This is a genomic window from Ruegeria faecimaris (assembly GCF_900182615.1).
GTDB classification, from domain to species: Bacteria; Pseudomonadota; Alphaproteobacteria; order Rhodobacterales; family Rhodobacteraceae; genus Ruegeria; species Ruegeria faecimaris.
Genome location: NZ_FXTE01000016.1, coordinates 40,013 through 59,314 on the forward strand (window position 1 = coordinate 40,013; position 19,302 = coordinate 59,314).

21 protein-coding genes are annotated in these 19,302 nt (G+C 57.0%); 3 read left to right on the forward strand and 18 right to left on the reverse strand.

Annotated elements, in window-relative coordinates:
* Positions 1-18: 18 nt before the first annotated feature.
* Both FN806_RS18085 and FN806_RS18090 read left to right on the forward strand, forming a co-directional pair.
* On the forward strand, positions 19-693 hold the full coding sequence (locus tag FN806_RS18085) for a ferredoxin (RefSeq protein WP_142639739.1): 675 nt from the start codon (positions 19-21) through the stop codon (positions 691-693).
* Positions 690-1,187 (forward strand): SixA phosphatase family protein, encoded by a 498-nt coding sequence (locus tag FN806_RS18090; RefSeq protein ID WP_142639741.1) that lies wholly within the window; start codon positions 690-692, stop codon positions 1,185-1,187. Before FN806_RS18085 ends, FN806_RS18090 begins: the two co-directional genes overlap by 4 nt.
* A gap of 47 nt (positions 1,188-1,234) precedes the next feature.
* On the opposite strand, the gene FN806_RS18095 is transcribed toward FN806_RS18090, so the two are convergent.
* The 9 genes from FN806_RS18095 to FN806_RS18135 all read right to left on the reverse strand — a co-directional run bounded on the left by FN806_RS18095 (position 1,235) and on the right by FN806_RS18135 (position 11,200).
* The gene (locus FN806_RS18095) at positions 1,235-2,026 is read right to left on the reverse strand and encodes an amino acid ABC transporter ATP-binding protein (RefSeq protein ID WP_142639743.1); all 792 of its coding nucleotides are present in this window, start codon (positions 2,024-2,026) and stop codon (positions 1,235-1,237) included.
* Positions 2,027-2,038: 12 nt separating this feature from the next.
* On the reverse strand, positions 2,039-3,343 hold the full coding sequence (locus FN806_RS18100; RefSeq protein WP_142639745.1) for an amino acid ABC transporter permease: 1,305 nt from the start codon (positions 3,341-3,343) through the stop codon (positions 2,039-2,041).
* A gap of 1 nt (position 3,344) precedes the next feature.
* Complete coding sequence (locus FN806_RS18105) at positions 3,345-4,613, reverse strand: amino acid ABC transporter permease (protein ID WP_142639747.1); 1,269 nt, start codon at positions 4,611-4,613, stop codon at positions 3,345-3,347.
* A gap of 127 nt (positions 4,614-4,740) precedes the next feature.
* Positions 4,741-5,757 carry an amino acid ABC transporter substrate-binding protein gene (locus FN806_RS18110; protein WP_142639749.1) on the reverse strand — a complete coding sequence of 339 codons (1,017 nt, stop codon included), beginning with the start codon at positions 5,755-5,757 and terminating at the stop codon, positions 4,741-4,743.
* A 206-nt stretch (positions 5,758-5,963) separates the two neighbouring features.
* Complete coding sequence (locus tag FN806_RS18115) at positions 5,964-6,671, reverse strand: ATP12 family chaperone protein (RefSeq protein ID WP_142639751.1); 708 nt, start codon at positions 6,669-6,671, stop codon at positions 5,964-5,966.
* Positions 6,672-6,675: 4 nt separating this feature from the next.
* Entirely contained in the window at positions 6,676-7,347 is a 672-nt protein-coding gene (locus FN806_RS18120; protein WP_142639753.1) for an HAD-IA family hydrolase, read from the reverse strand.
* On the reverse strand, positions 7,344-8,387 hold the full coding sequence (locus FN806_RS18125; protein ID WP_142639807.1) for an RluA family pseudouridine synthase: 1,044 nt from the start codon (positions 8,385-8,387) through the stop codon (positions 7,344-7,346). The genes FN806_RS18120 and FN806_RS18125 overlap by 4 nt, the downstream gene beginning before the upstream one ends.
* 109 nt (positions 8,388-8,496) lie before the next feature.
* Complete coding sequence (locus FN806_RS18130) at positions 8,497-9,810, reverse strand: replication-associated recombination protein A (protein ID WP_142639755.1); 1,314 nt, start codon at positions 9,808-9,810, stop codon at positions 8,497-8,499.
* Positions 9,811-9,814: 4 nt separating this feature from the next.
* Positions 9,815-11,200 carry a trypsin-like peptidase domain-containing protein gene (locus FN806_RS18135; protein ID WP_142639757.1) on the reverse strand — a complete coding sequence of 462 codons (1,386 nt, stop codon included), beginning with the start codon at positions 11,198-11,200 and terminating at the stop codon, positions 9,815-9,817.
* A gap of 145 nt (positions 11,201-11,345) precedes the next feature.
* Here FN806_RS18135 and FN806_RS18140 point away from each other — a divergent pair, with 145 nt between their 5' ends.
* Positions 11,346-12,323: a TAXI family TRAP transporter solute-binding subunit gene (locus FN806_RS18140; protein WP_185956742.1), complete on the forward strand. Its 978-nt coding sequence runs from the start codon at positions 11,346-11,348 to the stop codon at positions 12,321-12,323.
* Between the two features lie 76 nt (positions 12,324-12,399).
* Here FN806_RS18140 and rplQ read toward each other — a convergent pair whose 3' ends face one another.
* From rplQ to FN806_RS18185, 9 genes are all read right to left on the reverse strand, one after another.
* Entirely contained in the window at positions 12,400-12,822 is a 423-nt protein-coding gene (gene rplQ, locus FN806_RS18145; RefSeq protein ID WP_142639761.1) for a 50S ribosomal protein L17, read from the reverse strand.
* A gap of 117 nt (positions 12,823-12,939) precedes the next feature.
* A complete protein-coding gene (locus FN806_RS18150) occupies positions 12,940-13,956 on the reverse strand; it encodes a DNA-directed RNA polymerase subunit alpha (protein ID WP_142639763.1) in 1,017 nt (338 codons plus the stop codon).
* A 115-nt stretch (positions 13,957-14,071) separates the two neighbouring features.
* A complete protein-coding gene (rpsK, locus tag FN806_RS18155; protein WP_037311698.1) occupies positions 14,072-14,461 on the reverse strand; it encodes a 30S ribosomal protein S11 in 390 nt (129 codons plus the stop codon).
* A 14-nt stretch (positions 14,462-14,475) separates the two neighbouring features.
* Complete coding sequence (gene rpsM, locus FN806_RS18160) at positions 14,476-14,844, reverse strand: 30S ribosomal protein S13 (RefSeq protein WP_142639766.1); 369 nt, start codon at positions 14,842-14,844, stop codon at positions 14,476-14,478.
* Between the two features lie 200 nt (positions 14,845-15,044).
* On the reverse strand, positions 15,045-15,689 hold the full coding sequence (locus FN806_RS18165; protein WP_142639768.1) for an adenylate kinase: 645 nt from the start codon (positions 15,687-15,689) through the stop codon (positions 15,045-15,047).
* Complete coding sequence (gene secY, locus FN806_RS18170) at positions 15,686-17,050, reverse strand: preprotein translocase subunit SecY (RefSeq protein ID WP_142639770.1); 1,365 nt, start codon at positions 17,048-17,050, stop codon at positions 15,686-15,688. Before secY ends, FN806_RS18165 begins: the two co-directional genes overlap by 4 nt.
* Positions 17,051-17,159: 109 nt before the next feature.
* A complete protein-coding gene (gene rplO / locus FN806_RS18175; protein ID WP_142639772.1) occupies positions 17,160-17,633 on the reverse strand; it encodes a 50S ribosomal protein L15 in 474 nt (157 codons plus the stop codon).
* A gap of 153 nt (positions 17,634-17,786) precedes the next feature.
* Positions 17,787-18,614 carry a hypothetical protein gene (locus FN806_RS18180; protein ID WP_246097335.1) on the reverse strand — a complete coding sequence of 276 codons (828 nt, stop codon included), beginning with the start codon at positions 18,612-18,614 and terminating at the stop codon, positions 17,787-17,789.
* A 177-nt stretch (positions 18,615-18,791) separates the two neighbouring features.
* Positions 18,792-19,004 carry a DUF1127 domain-containing protein gene (locus tag FN806_RS18185; RefSeq protein WP_142639774.1) on the reverse strand — a complete coding sequence of 71 codons (213 nt, stop codon included), beginning with the start codon at positions 19,002-19,004 and terminating at the stop codon, positions 18,792-18,794.
* Positions 19,005-19,302 lie beyond the last annotated feature (298 nt).

Consider the following 19,302-nt stretch of genomic DNA (forward strand, 5'->3'; position numbering starts at 1 on the left):
GACTGCGACGGAGGTGACATGACAGTTCAAACCGCACCTTCCCCGAACATTTATCAACGTGTCGACAGCGCGGCTGCTGAGGTTGGGCTTATCGTGATGGGTGCGTTACATCCTGGGCGCGCTAATGCCAAGCAATTGGACAGCGGCACCCTGATCCTGCTAGGTGCAGGGCCCACGTTCTGGCCTGTTTTGAAATCAGCCCCTGAATGGCAAGGTCCCGACCCTGTTGACCGGTGGTCGTACCGCGTCGTCAATCAGATGGCGCAGGATTTGGGGGGTCAAGCCTATTTCCCATTCGGTGGCCCACCCTATGTGCCGTTTATCGACTGGGCGCTGAAATCGGGGCGTACATTCAGCAGCCCGGTTGGCACCTTGGTGCATGACACGGTCGGTATGATGATCTCGTATCGCGGCGCGCTGCATTTTGATCAGGAATTCGAGATTCCCGGTGCCCATAATTCATCGCCCTGTGTTACATGCGATGCCCCTTGCGCTCAGACCTGCCCAGTCGGAGCCCTGAACACCCACAGCTTCTATGACGTTGAGGCCTGCCACGGGCATCTGAACACAGAGCAGGGCCAAACCTGCATGACCGGTGGCTGCCTTGCGCGCCTGGCCTGCCCTCTCAGCCCCGGGGCCGGGCGGGACCCAGAACAGTCCGCCCACCACATGAGGTCTTTTCACCCGTCATGACTCGCACTCTGATCCTGACCCGCCATGCCAAATCCAGTTGGGATGAGCCGACGCTCAGCGATCATGATCGGCCACTGAACAAACGTGGACGCTGCTCGGCACCTGCTGTGTCCGGCTGGCTACACAGGAATGGCTGGCTACCGAATGAGGTGCTCAGCTCTACCGCCCTCAGAACCCGCGAGACGTGGGATCGAATGGGGCTGCAGGCCGATCTGATCCAGTTCGAACGCTCGCTGTATCTGGCCGGTCCCGATCTCATGATGCGGGCCCTGTCGCAGGCTTCTGGCCAAACCGTGCTGATGCTGGGCCACAACCCCGGGATCGCTGAATTCGCCAGACAGCTTGTGCGGCAGGCGCCAGATCACGGCCGTTTCGATGACTACCCGACCTGCGCAACAACAGTCATACAGTTCGAGATCAACTCCTGGGCCGCGCTTCGGTGGCACAGTGGGGATGTCTTGGGGTTCGTCATTCCACGCGAGTTGCCGGAGTAAAAAAGGCGGGGCAAAAACCCCGCCTTTCATGGTTCTTCCGATCGGGATCAGTGACCCAAAATCTGGCTCAGGAACAGCTTGGTCCGCTCGCTTTGCGGATTGTTGAAGAACTCTTCTGGTTCGTTCTGTTCCACAATCTGACCGGCATCCATAAAGATCACGCGGTTGGCGACCTGACGGGCAAAACCCATCTCGTGGGTCACACAAAGCATGGTCATGCCTTCTTCGGCCAGCTCGATCATAGTGTCGAGCACCTCTTTGATCATCTCAGGGTCCAGCGCCGATGTAGGTTCGTCGAACAACATGATCCGCGGCATCATGCAGAGCGAACGGGCAATCGCAACACGCTGCTGCTGACCACCCGAAAGCTGGCCAGGATACTTGTCGGCCTGTTCTGGGATTTTCACCTTCTCTAGGAAGTGCATCGCACGCTCTTCAGCCTCTTTCCTGGGCGTCTTGCGCACCCAGATCGGGGCCAGCGTACAGTTTTCCAGAATGGTCAGATGCGGGAACAGGTTGAAGTGCTGGAACACCATCCCGACCTCGGACCGGATCTTGTCGATGTTTTTCAGGTCATTCGACAGTTCCGTCCCATCCACCATGATCGTGCCTTGCTGGTGTTCCTCCAGCGCGTTCAGACAGCGGATCAGGGTGGACTTACCCGACCCTGACGGCCCCGCGATAACAATCCTCTCGCCCTGATTGACGGTCAAATTGATGTCGCGCAGCACATGGAAAGACCCATACCACTTGTTCATGTTGTTGATTTCGATGGCGACCTCGTCGCTCACCTGCATCTTGGATCGGTCGATTTCGCGGTCTATTGCAAGTTCAGACATGTGTTGAACTCCTTAACGATGGCCAGTCTGAAGCTTGCGCTCCAGATACATGGAATAACGGGACATGGAGAAGCAGACGACGAAGAACAGCGCGCCGATAAAAGCAAACAGTTCCCAGTAGATGCCGTTCCAAGCGGTATCAGCGCGGATCGCGTTGGCAAGGCCAAGCACGTCGAACAGTCCGATGATCGACACCAGAACCGTATCCTTGAAGATCCCGATGAATGTGCTCACGATGCCCGGAATTGAGATTTTCAGGGCTTGCGGCATGATGATCAGTCGCTGTGCCTGCCAGTAGTTCAGGCCCAAACTGTCGGCGCCCTCGTACTGACCTCGTGGCAATGCAGCCAGGCCACCCCGGATCACTTCGGCCATATAGGCGGCTGAGAACAGGGTCATCATGATCATCACCCGCAGGATGATGTCAAAATTGGTGCCTGGTGGCAGGAACAGGTTCAACAGCAGCGAGGCCACGAACAGTAGCGTGATCAGCGGCACGCCGCGAATGAACTCGATAAAGCCCACACACATGTATTTGACGATAAGAAGGTCCGACTGACGGCCCAGCGCCAACACGATACCGATCGGCAGCGAGACACCGATGGCGACAACACCCAGCAGGATCGCCAGCATGAAACCACCGAACTGACGACTTTGCACGGCTTCGATACCGATCGGCAGGATCGAATCCATGGCACCAACGAAGTAGCTCGATAGAAACAGCCACCAGATCAACGCAGCCACTGCACCACCGATCATCCCGAGCAATTCGCTTTGTTGCTTGCTGACGACGGTGTAGACAGCCCAGCCGGCAACAAATCCAAGTGCCGCCGACAATGGCCCCCAGATGGTACCACCCCACATCAACCAAGGCATCAGGAAGGGGTAGATCGCGCTAAAGATCAGCAACTTGCTCGGAACACGGTCCGAATACAGCACTGGTGCCAGCGCAACCAGCAACAGAACAAGCGCCAGAATCGGCCGCCAGTACAGATGGCTCGGGTAGAATCCGAACAACAGCTGCAGCCAGCGATCATTGATGACAGCCCAGCAAGCATGACCATGGGTGTCTCCCCAGGTTGCCATCATGATCTCACGGCACTCTGTCAGTGAATTGGCATTCCAGACGGATTGGAACGTCCATGGCAGAACGCCCGACAACACATAGTAGATCGCATAGAGCGAAACCAAAGTCAGGATCGAATTGAACCAACCAGAAAACAGATTGTGCTTAACCCAACCTACTATTCCCACTTCGGACGCTGGTGGCGCTTTCTCCGGCAACATTTCCGCGCGGACAAATGAAACATCACTCATATTACCGCTCCACCAATTTGACACTATTGTTGTACCAGTTCATCACTGCCGAGATGCTCAGCGAGATGCACAGATAGACCAGCATCAGCAGTAGAACGCATTCCAGCTCGCGGCCGGTTTGGTTCATGGTGATGCCACCCAGGGTACCTGTGATATCCATATATCCCACCGCAATCGCCAGAGACGAGTTCTTGGTCAGGTTCAGGTAGTTCGAGATCATTGGCGGGATGATCACGCGCAACGCTTGCGGCAGGATCACCAGACGCATAATCCGGCTCGGGCGTATACCCAGCGCGGCGGCGGCCTCGGTCTGCCCCTTGGAAATGGCGAGAATTCCGGCCCGCACGATCTCAGCGATGAAAGCTGCAGTGTAAAGGGACAGGGCCAACCACAATGCGATAAGCGAGTTCCGCAAATGGGTGCCGCCTTTGAAGTTGAACCCTTTCAGTTCCGGGTATCCCAAATGGAATCCCAACGCAGTTAGCAGGATCAACATCGGCACAAACAGTATACCCAACTGAATGTGCCAGATGGTTGGGCGATCACCAGTTGCTTCCTGTTTTGCAGCGGCATTAGCGGATACTTTGCGCATCACAAAAATGCTGCCCGCCAAAACGACCAGAAAGGCGACCAGATCCAATGAAATGTCGAAGCGTAAGCTGGACGCACCAAACAAGTGGATATCGCCAAGACTGCGTGAAAACAGGAGCTCTGGGATATAGACACCGCGATTGGTGACGGCGACAGAGTTGAAAAAATCCATCGTGGCCGTCGGGGTTTCGCCTCGGAATGCATTGGGTGCCGGTAAACCTTCGATCAGAATGGCCATAGCCAGAACGATCCAAAGCAGCACAGGCACGTTACGGAACATCTCGACATAAACAGTCATGATCCGCGCGATCAACCAGTTGTTGGAAAGTCGTAATACACCAACGAAAACACCGATAATTGTCGCCGTGATACAGCCGAGAACTGCAACAACAAGTGTGTTAAGCAATCCGATAAACCCAGCACGCAAGTGGCTGTCTCGAGAATCGTATTCCAGCAGGCGTTGGTTGATATCGTAACTTGCAGGTTCGCCGAAGAACCCGAATTCTACGGGTTTACCAAGTGCTTCGAGGTTCTGAATGGTGTTGGAAATGATCCAGGCTGCCAAAAGCATGAAACCGATCATTGCAATGACCTGGATGGTCGCAGATCGGTACCGCGTATCGTAAAGGAGCATGGACAGCCGGAACTGCTCCTTTGGCGGGTCAGTGAGAGTCGACATGACCTATGTATATCCCCGTGTCATCCCGTTATTCGCAGACAGAGTTGATCTCTGTTCAATCTAACCGGGACTGTTTCTTATGGATTGAAAAAGGGCGCAGGATGAACTGCGCCCTCTTCAATGGATATTAGCGGAACGGCGGCGAGTACAGCAGGCCGCCATCGGTCCACTGACCGTTCAGGCCGCGTGCCAGACCGATTGGGGTTTCTTCACCGATGTTCTTGGCAAAGACCTCACCATAGTTACCACCCGCCTTGATAGCGCGCATTGCCCACTGTGCGTCCAGACCCAGCATCTCACCCAGAGTGCCTTCGCTGCCCAGCAGACGGTTCACTTCGGGGTTGTCGGTGCCAGCAGACATCTCGTCGATGTTCGCCGAGGTCACACCCAGCTCTTCAGCCGAAACCAGTGCGTTCAGTGTCCAGCGAACAACGTCGCCCCACTCGTGGTCGCCATGACGGACCAGAGGGCCCAGCGGCTCTTTCGAGATGATTTCGGGCAGCAGGATGTGATCACCGGGGTTTTCGAACGTGGCGCGCGTTGCGGCCAGGCCCGATGCGTCGGTGGTGTAGACGTCACATGCGCCAGCCAGATACTGCTGCTGCGCTTCTGCGTTGGTTTCGATCGGAACCGGCTCGTAGCTGATGTTGTTCGAGCGGAAGAAATCCGCCAGGTTCAGCTCGGTGGTGGTGCCGGTCTGGATGCAGACAGTCGCGCCGTCCAGTTCCTTGGCCGAGCTTACGCCCAGCGCTTTGGGAACCATAAAGCCCTGACCGTCGTAATAGTTTACACCGACGAATTCGAACTTCAGGTCTACGTCGCGGCTGAAGGTCCAGGTGGTGTTCCGGGCCAGCATGTCGATTTCGCCCGAAGCCAGCGCGGTAAAGCGTGTCTTACCTGTGGTCGGAACGAATTCAACGGCGCTTGCGTCACCCAGAACCGCAGCGGCAACGGCGCGGCACAACGAAACGTCAAAGCCCTGCCATTCACCATTTGCGTCGGGCGCGGCAAAGCCGACCAGACCGGTGGTCACACCGCAGTTCAGCTTACCGCGCGCCTTGACGTCGTCCACGGTTCCCGCCATGGCTGCGCCTGCGGCCAGACCGGCAACTGTGGCCGCGCCCAAGATTACGGATTTTTTCATTTTTACCTCTTCCTGATTGTCCATCCCGTTCAGGGACGGTTCTATCCGGCACCTCAGGTACCAGAAAGGTTTCCCCAAAGGTGTCTCCCCTTTAGTGCGCACGAGTTTGGTCGCATTCATAAACAAACGTCAAGGGTCGGATCAGGGAAAACGATGGATCAACTCACAGATGTCCATCAGAGCGGTAAAAATTCAGAAATCTAAGATCAATCAGAGACGTCGTAGAAGCGTTTAGCGTGTAAAAAGGCAGAACGTTTGACTTCGGCTGCTTCATGCGCCTCGTCGTCATGGCCCCATTGTTCGATTTGCCACTGCTCGTCCAACCGCGAAATCCGCCAGATCTCTTGCGCATCACACCAATCGGAAGTGGCCGCAAACCCAAGGATCAACGAGCCCGAAAGGCTGACCAGATCGTGGAAGGCAGCCAGTTGGAAGTTGTTGAAATCATGCACTCGCCGGCGCAACTGATCCAGCGCCGCCACGTCTTGCGGCTGATGCAGGATACCTGTGACGGGCTGCAGGCGAACCGACATGGCTTCCGCGGCCCAGTCCAACACCGGGTCCCACTGCTCAGCTTGCCGCTGCTGCAACTCTTGCGGGTGAGCGGCGCGATAGCACAGCAAATCCGAATCGCCATAATCGGCCAGCATGTCTGCAACTTCGGCGTGCTGAATCAGTACCTTGTCGATGGCTGCATTGGCCGAACGCGTGTAGGGCATCGTCCCTGGGTCAACCTGTTCTTCCTGCGCGTCCCATTCGGCCGCAATGGCCTGAGCCATCGGCAAGGTCGGCAGGATAAGTCCGGCCCGCGCAGGTGTTTTGACCCTACGACCGTCCAATTCGACCGTAAATCCGCCATCGGCCTCGACCACCTGACATGCAGTCCAAAATCGTTTCGGTTTCCAGTCACTCATGTCTTCAGGTCCAGATATCGTCCAGTGCGCCCGGCAACTGGTCAAACGTTTCGATAATACGAGAGGCAGCGGCCAAGGCAGGCTGTTCGTGATACCCCCAGGTGACGCCAATTCCCGTGACACCGGCGGCGGCGGCCATATCCATGTCGAATCGGGTATCCCCGATCATGACCGTATCAACCGCATCGACGCAGGTTTCGGCCCTTGCCGTGTCGATCATCGAAGGATGCGGTTTTGACGGGTGGTGATCTGCGACCTGCCGGGTCACGAAATAGCCTTGCAGACCGTGACCTTCGATCAAAGCATCCAGACCACGTTGCGATTTGCCTGTCGCCACGCCCAGCAACATCTCGGGGATTGCATGCAGTGCCTCGATAACCTCACGGGCTCCGGGGTAGAGCGGCGAACTGGCCATTCCCTGTTCCAGCCGATGTGCGTGATAGGCCTGTTTATAGCCGTCTACCAACCGCGCCTGATCCACAGCAGAACACTCGGGCACCAACTGTGCCATGGCTTGTGGTAGAGATAATCCGACTATGGACAAGATCCCCGCCCTATCCGGTACCGGAAGAGACAAGGCATCAAAGCTGGCGGTCATGGCCGCTATAATGCTGCCCTGGCTATCGACCAGGGTACCGTCCACATCAAATAGTACCAGACGCAAGGGTCTGCTCATTGCAGAGACTCGAACGGATCATCCGCAGCCAGGTCTTCGGCCCATCCGAATGTGTCCCAGCTGTGTTTCATATGATCAGGCAAGGGTGCGGTAACAGTGATCTTCTTACGCGTCACCGGGTGCTGAAACGAAGCCTGCCGTGCATGCAGGTGCAGCTTTTTGCTGATCACACCGCCCAACTGCGCACCCCAGCCATCGCCAAGGTTCTCTTGACCCGAACCGCCGTATTTTCCATCCCCGATGATTGGGTGCCCAATCGCTGCCATATGCGCACGCAACTGATGGGTGCGGCCGGTGATCGGCTCCATCGCGACCCAGGCGGCGCGTCCGGCCACGCGGTATAGCGTAGCGTAAAGTGTATGGGCCCGCTTCGCGCCTGGCGTGTCGTTGATTTCGTTCAGATGAACGGGGATCATCTTTTCGCCCTCGCCCTGGCTGCCATGGCCCGGGGCCTTGACCAAACCGGTCTTGATCTCGCCCAGATAAGGGGTCGGCACCCCAGCGACCAGGGCCCAATATATCTTGCGCGTGTCCCGGTGACGGAAAGCGGCGGTCAGTGCTTTGGCGGCCTCGCGTGTGCGGGCCAGCAACAGCACGCCCGAGGTATCCTTGTCCAGTCGGTGCACCAATCGGGGGTTTTCGTCATATCCAAAGCGCAGCGCCTCGGACAGGCCGTCCACATGCCGGGTCTGGCCGCTGCCGCCTTGCACCGGCAAGCCTTGCGGTTTGTTCAGCGCGATCACGTGATCATCACGATAAATCACGCAAGCCTGCATCATCTTGGCATCCGCATCTGTGATCCGCGGTTTCACCTCGACCGGTTTGTGGTCCGCATCCGGCAGAGGTGGCACGCGTACAACCTGGCCGACCTCAAGCCGGGTCGAGGCCTTGGCCCGTCCGCCATCCACACGCAGTTCGCCCTTGCGGCACATTTTCTCGATGCGCCCCTGGCTGACATGCGGAAACAGACGCCGCAGCCAGCGGTCCACCCGCTGATCGCCATCCCCATCCGCAACCGTTATCATCTGCACGCCACTCATGCCATTGCCCCTTGCGCCGCGCGGCAGACCCGCCCGGACCACGCTGTAAACATTGTCCCAGAAAACATGCGCGTCTGTCGCGCGCATCGGCCAAAGAGTCAAGACGGTGCTAGTCTGGTTTCCGTTGCGAACGCAGCTTGGCAAAGTAGTCCAGCCGTTTCTTCAGCTCACGTTCAAACCCACGCTCGACAGGTTGATACAGAACAGGGCGCGATATGGACTCGGGAAAGTAGTTCTGCCCAGAAAACCCATCCTCGGCATCGTGATCATAAGCATAGCCCGAACCATAGCCCTGATCTTTCATCAAAGAGGTCGGTGCATTCAGAATATGTTTGGGCGGCGGCTCACTACCTGATTGCTTGGCCAGACGCATCGCGGCCTTGTAGCCCACATAGGCTCCGTTCGATTTCGGAGCCAGAGCCAGATAGACCAGCGCCTGCGCCAAAGCCAACTCGCCTTCGGGACTGCCCAGCCGCTCATAGGTTTCCCAGGACTGCAGACAGATCGCCTGAGCCTGCGGATCGGCCAGACCAATGTCCTCGACCGCCATTCGCGTGATCCGGCGTGCAAGATACCTTGGGTCCTCGCCTCCCGTCAGCATTCGCGCGAACCAGTACAGGGCTGCATCGGGGTCGGATCCTCGCACCGATTTGTGCAAGGCCGAGATCAGGTTGTAATGCTCATCCCCCGACTTGTCGTATTTCGCAGCACGGCGCATGAGCCGGGTCGACAAAGCGTCAGTGTCTAGCGGGCCATCCACTTTCCACGCGGCCACCTGTTCGATCAGGTTTAACAGCGCGCGCCCGTCGCCATCGGCCATTTCCTGCAGCGCACCTCGGGCCGCAGAGTCCAGTGGCAACCCACGGTCCAGTTCCTGCTCAGCGCGTTGCGTCAGGCGTTCTAGATCGGCAGGGCTGAGCCTTTCCAACACCAACACCTGCGCCCGGCTGAGCACAGCAGCGTTCAGCTCGAACGATGGATTTTCCGTGGTCGCCCCGACCAGGAGGATCGTACCATCCTCCATATGCGGCAGAAACCCGTCCTGCTGCGCCTTGTTGAAGCGATGGATTTCGTCAACAAACAGCAACGTCCCCTGCCCGTTCTGACGCCGGATCTTCGCAGCTTCGAACACTTTCTTCAGGTCGGGAACACCAGTAAAGATGGCACTGATCTGCACAAAATGCAGGTCCGTCTCTTGCGCTAGAAGCCGCGCGATCGTGGTCTTGCCGACGCCGGGCGGCCCCCAGAATATCAGGCTCGACAGACTGCCCGAGGCCAGCATCACGCCCAAAGGCGCATCCGGGCCCAACACCTGTTCCTGCCCGATCACCTCGGCCAGCGTTTGCGGGCGCAATCTGTCGGCCAGCGGGCGATGTACAGGTGGCGCAGGGTCAGGTGACCCGGTATCGAAAAGGTCACTCATCCGGTCACAGCCTGAACCGCAAGGAAACCGGCCGGCCGCCCCTGAGGATATCCAGATTGATCCGACGCCCCGGATCGGTCAGCGCCTTCACGACATCAGCAGGTCGCTCGACCCGCGCGCCGTTTATCCCATCGACCACATCGCCCGGACGCAGCCCGGACCGACCGCCATAGCGGCCCGCGTCGACCACAACCACCCCCGTCTGCGACAGCAAAAGCCCCAGCCGCGCGATAACAGCAGGGTTGATCCGCGACACGGTCAGGCCTGGCATCACGGTTTCATCGTTCAGCGTCGTCACTTCCGCTGCCGGAACCTCGGGCGCTTTGACCAAAGCGACCTCAAGTTCAGCTCGGTCCTCGCCGCGCAGTCGCGTCACCACCGACGTGCCGCCCACACCGGCCACTGACATGCGGAATTTCATCTCTGCCGGCGAGTTCACCTCATCCCCGTCGACATGGGTCACGACGTCCCCAACCTGCAACCCTGCCTCGGCCAACGGGCTGAGCGCATGGAGATCCGAAATCACCACACCCTGCGGGATGACCAAGCCCAGAGACTCAGCGATATCCGCGCTCATGTGCTGCCCGGCCATTCCGGCCCAGGGGCTGACAAAACTGTCATTGCCGGCCTGCGCTTGCCGCAGGAATTCGGCAACCAGATTGGCAGGGATGGCAAAACCGATCCCGTTCGATCCGCCAGAACGTGTCAGGATCGAGGTGTTGATGCCAATCAGATCACCGTTCACATCGATCAGCGCCCCGCCCGAATTGCCGGGATTGATCGCCGCATCCGTCTGAATGAAATAGCCCCGCGCATTGCCCGTGGCCGTACCGGTCCGCGCCAACCCCGAGATAATGCCCGATGATACCGTCTGCCCGACGCCGAACGGGTTGCCGATGGCCAGAGCCAGTTCACCCACCTCAACCAAATCGGAATCCCGCATGTCGATCGAAGGCAACGCCTCGGCATCTTTCAGACGTAGAATGGCGATGTCGCTTTCCTGATCGCCCAGAACCACCTCAGCCGAAAACTCGCGCCGGTCCGTCGTGACGACCCGTATTTCGGTCGCCGAACCCACGACATGGTAGTTTGAGACCACATAACCGTCATCCGTCAGGATCACACCCGACCCCAGCGAATTCTGAACGCGCGGTCGCGGTTCGCCAAAGCCGCCGCCAAAGAAATCCTGAAAGAACGGGTCAGAGAACAGTGAATTCGAGCGCCCTTCGCGCACGATCTTGGCGTAGATATTCACCACAGCCGGCGCGGCTTGCTTCACCACGGGCGCAAATCCAAGGCTGATTTCGACCTGCGTTTGAGGTACTTTTGTTTCGGCCTTGGCTGAAACCGCAGCAACAGTCAGCAAGAGTGAACACAAGACTTTCCGCATGATCCATCCGTCTATTGGGCGCCCTTCGGATATGCGAGGCCCGCGCAGGGATTGCAAGCATCTTAAGGCACTGGGCGCGTTGACTTGGGGCGGAATGGCTGGGAATGTCCGACGAACAGAAAGTGCATTTGAAGGAAATATTGTTTTGAGGTCATTCACTCTGAAATGCCTGTCGCGCGGGCGGCTTTTCTCGCTCGCGTTGATCACAACCCTTGGGATAGTCGCCCCGGCGGTACAGGCGGATACCAAACTGGCCATGGGAACCGGAGCGAAAACTGGGTACTATTTCAGCGTCGGCAATCTGCTGTGCAAGTCATTTGTCAAAGCGATGAGCGGTAATAAATGCAGAGCTCGAACCACGGACGGCGCGCTGGAAAACCTAGCAAAGCTGCGCCGCGGTAAATATGACATCGTCGTTGTTCGGTCTGACTGGGCGCTAAATGCACGGGATGGATCGGGTTTTTTCGAGAACAAGAAGCCGGACGCTGCCTTACGCTCGCTTTTCTCAACTCACAGCGTACCCTTGACCGTTATTGCGCGCACGGGGTCAGGGATTACGTCCCTCAAAGACCTGAATGGCAAACGTGTACGTTTGGGCGGGTCGGCATCCCGCTTGGCCAGAAAGCTCCCCTATGCCGAAAGCTGGGATATCTCGGGATTTCGCACAATCAGTTTCGGAGAGATGGACGACCAGCGCAAGGCGTTGTGTAAGGGCGAGATTGACCCCGTCGCCAGTGTCGTCGGCTATCCGTCAAGTCTGATTCAAAAAACAGCCCAGACATGTGCGATTCAACTGGTTGAACTTTCCGGGCGCGATATCGACCGTCTGGTTTCCGGCTCCGACGCGCTCAGCGAAGTGACCATTCCTGCCAATACGTATAAAGGGGTGACGTCACCAACCAAAACTTTTGGCTATAAGGCCATTCTTCTAAGCAGTGCCAACGTGCCCGATGACGATGTCTATGCCTTTGTGAAATCCACCTTTGAAAACCTGCCGCAACTGACGGCCGGCCACCCGGCGCTGAAAGGTTTGCAACCAGCTGATATGATCCGCGATGGCTTGCCAGCGCCACTGCATCCAGGGGCGGCCCGATATTATCGAGAGCGCGGCTGGATCAACTAGGCCAGAGATAGAGTTGTGAAAAAGAAAAACCCCCGCGTCCGAGACACGGGGGTTTTCACATGAAAGCCAGGCTTTCTTATTCTTCGTCTGCGGCCTCTTCGGCGGCGGTACGCGCTTTGTCTGCAGCGCCTTTGGCGTCCAGATCGCGGTCAACGAATTCGATGATCGCCATCGGGGCCATGTCGCCATAGCGGAAGCCTGCTTTCAGGATCCGGACATAACCGCCCTGACGCTCGGCGTAACGGGGGCCCAGGATTTCGAACAGTTTTGCGACGTCTTTGTCTTCTTTCAGCTGCGATGCGGCCTGACGACGGGCGTGCAGGTCCCCACGCTTGCCTAGAGTGATCAGTTTTTCAACGATCGGGCGCAGTTCTTTTGCCTTGGGCAGAGTTGTTTTGATCTGCTCATGTTCGATGAGCGAGCCAGCCATGTTCGCAAACAGAGCCTTGCGGTGCTCATGAGTACGGTTCAGGCGGCGGTAACCACGTGCGTGACGCATTTTCTAGTTCCTTCTTCAGCGTTTTGCTTTGTCTGGCCGGCGATGCGTGTCACCGGCTCTCCTTGGGGCATGATTGCCCGTGCATTCCCCGCAAGCGCGGGCATTGGGAAGACGCGCTTAAAACGCGTCTTCGAATTTCTTCGCCAGATCTTCGATGTTGTCAGGTGGCCAATCCTCGACATCCATGCCAAGGTGCAGACCCATGCCGGACAGCACTTCTTTGATCTCGTTCAGCGACTTGCGGCCGAAGTTCGGGGTGCGCAGCATCTCGGCTTCGGTCTTCTGGATCAGGTCGCCAATGTAGACGATATTGTCGTTCTTCAGACAGTTTGCCGAACGGACAGACAGTTCCAACTCATCTACCTTCTTCAGCAGCAGCGGGTTGAACTCCAGACCATCATCTTCGTCCTGACGACCAGCCGATTCCGGCTCATCGAAGTTGACGAAGATCGACAGCTGATCCTGCAGGATGCGTGCGGCATAGGCCAACGCGTCCTCGGGGGTGATCGAACCGTCAGTCTCAATCTTCAGGGTCAGCTTGTCATAGTCAAGAACCTGACCTTCACGCGTCGGCTGAACATCATAGGCGACCTTTTTAACCGGCGAATAGATCGCGTCGATCGGGATCAGGCCGATAGGTGCGTCTTCTGGTTTGTTCTTTTCAGCCGAGACATAGCCCTTACCGGTGTTGACGGTCAGTTCCATGAACAGGTCGGCACCATCATCCAGGTGACAGATGACGTGATCGCGGTTCAGAACCTCGATGCCAGCGCTTTCGCTGATGTCGCCTGCGGTGACGATTGCCGGGCCTTTAGCATTGATCGACAGACGCTTGGGGCCTTCGACCTCCATGCGCAGGGCGACTTGCTTAAGGTTCAAAATGATGTCGGTGACGTCTTCACGCACGCCTGCAACCGAACTGAATTCGTGCAGGACGTTGTCGATCTGAACGCTGGTGATGGCCGCACCTTGCAGCGAGCTCATCAGAACGCGGCGCAGGGCGTTGCCCAGAGTCAGACCAAAGCCACGCTCCAGCGGTTCTGCAACCAGCGTTGCCTGGCGCGCAGGGTCGTTGCCCGGCTTGCTTTCCAGCTGGGTTGGCTTGATCAATTCTGCCCAATTCTTGTGGATCATGTAATCCCTCCATTCCTGTCCGCGCCCCATGACCAACAAGGTGCAGACGCCCGAGGTTCAAAATGACGTGCTGGGGCCGTGCGAAAATGCGGGCCCCAGCTCAATTCTAATTCGCTTAGACGCGGCGGCGTTTCGGCGGGCGACAGCCATTGTGAGCGATCGGCGTCACGTCGCGGATCGACGTGATGTTGAAGCCCACTGCAGCCAGTGCGCGCAGAGCCGATTCACGACCCGAACCGGGGCCCTGAACTTCGACTTCCAGCGTCTTGACGCCGTGATCCTGCGCCTTTTTACCTGCGTCTTCCGCAGCCATCTGAGCAGCATACGGTGTAGATTTACGCGACCCTTTGAACCCCATGGTCCCGGCCGACGACCATGCAATGGCGTTGCCTTGCACGTCCGAGATCAGGATCTTGGTGTTGTTGAAGGTCGAATTCACATGGGCCACGCCCGATGCGATATTCTTGCGCTCTTTTTTCTTGGTACGAGTCTTTTCGCGTGCCATCGGTCAGACCCTCCTTATTTCTTCTTGCCAGCAATGGCCTTTGCGGGGCCTTTGCGGGTACGAGCGTTGGTATGGGTACGCTGACCGCGAACGGGCAGGTTACGACGATGACGCAGACCGCGGTAGCAGCCCAAATCCATCAGGCGCTTGACGTTCATCTGAACTTCGCGACGCAGGTCACCTTCGACGGTGAAGTTTGCGTCGATATGTTCGCGGATGGCCAGAACTTCGGAATCCGACAGCTCATTGACGCGACGGTGCGCTTCAATGCCTACGGCTTCGCAGATGGCCTGCGCCGAGGTGTTGCCGATACCGGTGATATATGTGAGGGCGATAGGTACCCGCTTTGCAGTCGGGATGTTTACGCCGGCAATACGTGCCACGTGTCACTTTCCTTTTTGTTGCGGTTCCGTAGCTCCGGAACCTTTTTTCACAACACTTGACCGTGGCAGTGACGCCAGAGGGCCCAGTATTATTCGAGGTGGTCGGGGCAGTTAGGACGAATCCCGCCTGCGATCTTGATTCCCTTTAGGGATGGGGGTCGATATGGGCTTTTGCGCTTGGCGTCAAGGCCATATTGGAGCTAGCCGAGTACGGCCTCGATCGACGCAGTCACTTCCTTGATATCGGCCAACCCATTGACCGGGCGAAGATCGCCTTTGGCGTAGTAATAACCAATCAGCGGCGACGTCTTTTTGTAGTACTCCATCAACCGCGTGCGCAGGCTGTCTTCGTTGTCGTCAGCGCGACGCGTGAACTCTTTTTGCTCACCACAGTTGGTGCAGCGACCATCTGCCGGAATCGGCTTGGTCTTGTCATTGTAGACCTCGCCACAGCCCGAACAGGTCGAACGTGCGGTGATCCGATCCACTAGGGCATCGTCATCCACCCGCATCTCGATCACAGTGTGCAGTGACTGGCCCAGCTTGGTCAGCAAAGCCGCCAATGCGTCGGCTTGTGCCAATGTGCGCGGAAAACCGTCAAAGATGAAACCGGCACCGGTTTCGGTGGTCAGCTTCTCTTCGATCAGGCCGATGACAATCTCATCGGTGACCAGCTTGCCGGCATCCATGATGGCTGCAACCTTCAGGCCCATCTCGGTGCCCGAGGTTTTGGCTTCGCGCAGCATGTCTCCGGTGCTCAGCTGCACCATGCCGCGTGTTTCAACAAGATGACGCGCTTGCGTTCCTTTACCCGCCCCCGGGGGGCCCAGAAGAATGATATTCATCGACGAGCGGGTCCCTTCCTGCCGCGTTTCTTACCCTTCCCGCGCAGTTGGGACTTTTCGATAAGCCCTTCGTATTGATGCGCCAGCAGGTGGCTCTGAACCTGTTGGATCGTATCCATGGTCACAGAGACGATAATCAGAACCGAAGTACCACCGAAATAGAACGGAATGGCAAACTGGCCCCGCAGGATTTCAGGCAGCAGACAAACCGCCGCCAGATAAGCCGAACCCAGAACCAGAACGCGGTTGACCACGTATTCCAGATACTCGGCGGTTTTCTTGCCCGGACGGATACCCGGCACAAAACCGTTCTGCTTTTTCAGGTTATCCGCCACGTCATCCGGCTTGAACGACACGTTGAACGTGTAGAAATAGGCAAAGAACACGATCATCGACGCAAAGAACAGCAGGTACAGCGGCTGACCCGGACCAAAGTTGGCCAGCAGCCAGGACATGACCGGACCGTTGGTGGCGCCCGACGAGAAGGTCGAGATCGTGACCGGCAGCAACAGCAAAGAGCTGGCGAAGATCGCCGGGATAACGCCGGCCGGGTTCACTTTGACCGGCAGGTGGCTCGAGCCGCCCTCATAGATCTTCATACCGGCCTGACGGCGCGGGTATTGAATGTGGATCTTGCGCAAAGCGCGCTCCATGAACACCACAAAGGTGATCACGGCGATGACCATGACAATCACTCCGATGATCACTGCGGGGCTGATTGCGCCGCTGCGGCCACTTGCGAAGAACTGAGCCAACGCTGCCGGAACCTCGGCGATGATGCCAACGAAAATAATCAGAGAGATACCGTTGCCGATGCCGCGCGCGGTGATCTGCTCACCCAGCCACATCAGGAACATGGTGCCGCCAACCAGTGTAATCATAGTCGACAGACGGAAATAAAGGCCCGGATCGGTCGCCAAATCGCCCGACTCCAGCGAAACGGCCAAGCCATAGGCCTGAACAGTGGCCAGCGCCACGGTGCCGAAACGGGTATATTGGTTGATCTTCTTACGACCCTGCTCGCCCTCTTTCTTGAGCTGTTCGAGCGCGGGAACCATCGAGGTCAGCAGCTGAATGATGATCGAGGCCGAGATGTAAGGCATGATGCCGAGGGCAAAGATACCCATCCGCCCAAGCGCCCCGCCGGTGAACATCGAAACCATACCGCCGATGCCCTGCCCCGCTTGCTCCATGAACTCACGCAGGGCCTGTCCGTCGATCCCCGGCACCGGTATAAAAGTGCCAAGGCGATAGACGATCAACAAACCCAGTGTGAACAGGATGCGGTTGCGCAGATCGGTGGCTTTGCCCAAAGCAGCCCAGCTAGTGTTGGCTGCCATTTGTTCTGCTGCTGATACCATAAATCGGTCTCTCTTATGAAAACACCGCCCGGAACCGTTTTCCGGCTCGGGCGGCGTCTTGGAAAACTCTGAGGTCTATGTAAGCGGGTCTTGGCCCGCTCACAAGCGCTTACTCTGCCGCAGCGGCTTTTGTGACCGTCAGTGAACCGCCCGCTTTTTCGACTGCCTCAACGGCAGCTTTCGAAGCACCAGTTACTTCCAGGGTCACCTTGGCGCTGATTTCGCCTTTGGCCAGAACGCGGATACCGTCCAGTTTACGGCGAACCAGACCGGATGCAACCAGTGCGTCCTCGGTGATCGCGGCTTTGGCGTCCAGCTTACCGGCGTCGACGAATTTCTGGATCAGGCCCAGGTTGATAACGGCAAACGCCTTGCGGTTCGGCTTGTTAAAGCCACGCTTGGGCAGGCGTTGGTACAGCGGCATCTGGCCACCTTCGTAGCCATTGATGGCCACACCCGAACGGGATTTCTGACCTTTGATACCACGGCCACCCATTTTACCTTTACCGGAACCGGGACCACGGCCGACGCGGGTCCGTTTCGGTGTGGCGCCTGGGTTGTCGCGCAATTCATTCAGTTTCATTTCGCTTCTCCTTCGCCGGAAATGACCCCGAAGCGTGATGGGTCAAACACGGCATTTCTTGGTTTTGATTCTTGCGGCGCAGTACGCCACCGGAGCCCGATACAGCTTTGTGGCTGAGGATGCAAGTTTTGAAGTGAACAACACCCAAACTGTCTAACCTTCAGCATTTTGGATTGGCGCGTCCAGTGGATTAATCCGGTGTTTGGCCAGAAGCTTACCCACCAGGCTATCTGGATCTGGCAGGCCATTATACCTGTTCCTCAGGATCGAACGCATCCGGCGACCATAAAAGTGAATGGAAACTGTGTCCTCGTGGAAGAACCTGGATAAATCGGCGTTTGGGCGTGCCAAAGCGCGCCGTCTGGTAAAGTTCACCGGATAGAACACATGCTCAGGCAGAACAAATTGGTGTTCGCCGGTTTGCCGTAAAGCCGAGGCAAAGGCTGACGGACCCCATGCGCCCCAATATAGCGCGGGCACATTGATCGGATCACCTGCATCCTGTGCCGCACGAAGGGGTTCCTGATATCGTTTGGGCAGCCATGGCGGAATCCGATATGGGTCCGTTGTATATTCGATGTGCAGAGCCAGCGCCGGGCTGTCTGACGGAATGCCCAATACGCCGATCGCAATCTCTCCTTCGAGCATTCCGTAAAAATGCCCGGTCTCCGTTGTGAATGGACGCATGCAATAGGCGTCCGTATCCGCCCATATCAAATCGGGCTCCTGCGCCAACATGCGGTATCGGAACTTATCCGAATGCGGCGCCGGGCTACCAGTACGGCTATGCGCAATGAATTCTGTGCCGGGCATCACATCGCGCGCATCGCGGGTATCCACACCTTCAGGTATCCCTGAGACATTCCCATGGGTGTAGAGGCGAACGGATTGACCGGCATCCAGATAGGATTTGATGCAGAGCTGCTCGAGAAAGCACAGCGGGCCATCCACCCACAACATGCCGATCTGGTAGTCTCGCACTGTGTCAGCCTCGTCATCGCGTTATTGGGACATAGCCTCCTCTAATAATTCTCATGGAAAATTTCCAAACGATCCACAATGCAGAGCGACCAATTTCACCGTGCTTGTGCCTTTCAAGCATGCAGAATCAAAAGAGGCGCCAAATGGCGCCTCGGTGTTGTTCATCCTGCCAGGTTCTCAGCAGTAGACGTGCTTATGCGCAATATCACTTATATCGCACCGGCGGATACCAATGTCGTTCAGTTCACGATCAGTCAGGTTCTGAAGCTCTGAATAGGTGCGGCCGAATTCGGCGCGCAGGGCATAGGCCTCTTTCACGCGGGCGATCAGAGTTGTGATGCGGGCGGTCAGACCAAAGCCTTCGCGGGAAAAAGTTGCTGTGTTTGCCATTTCTATATTCCTTTCTAAACCGGAGCGTATTCTCCAGATTTCGTTTGCGTTCCTATTTGGGACAAAGCTCAAATAAGAACGCCAGATAACGCTAACAACAGAAGATTCGGTCTGGCCGGTATGCATTGGGGGAATGGCAGTGAAAACACTGTTTAGACATCCCACTACAGGCTTTCGTTGAAATAGTCCTTTGGATTTCTCGGCTAAAGATAAGATTTATCAAATTTATATATTTTAATATCTTTTTTCTTTTACGGACCCATATTTTCACTATTCTATCACGTATCCGTGAACTATC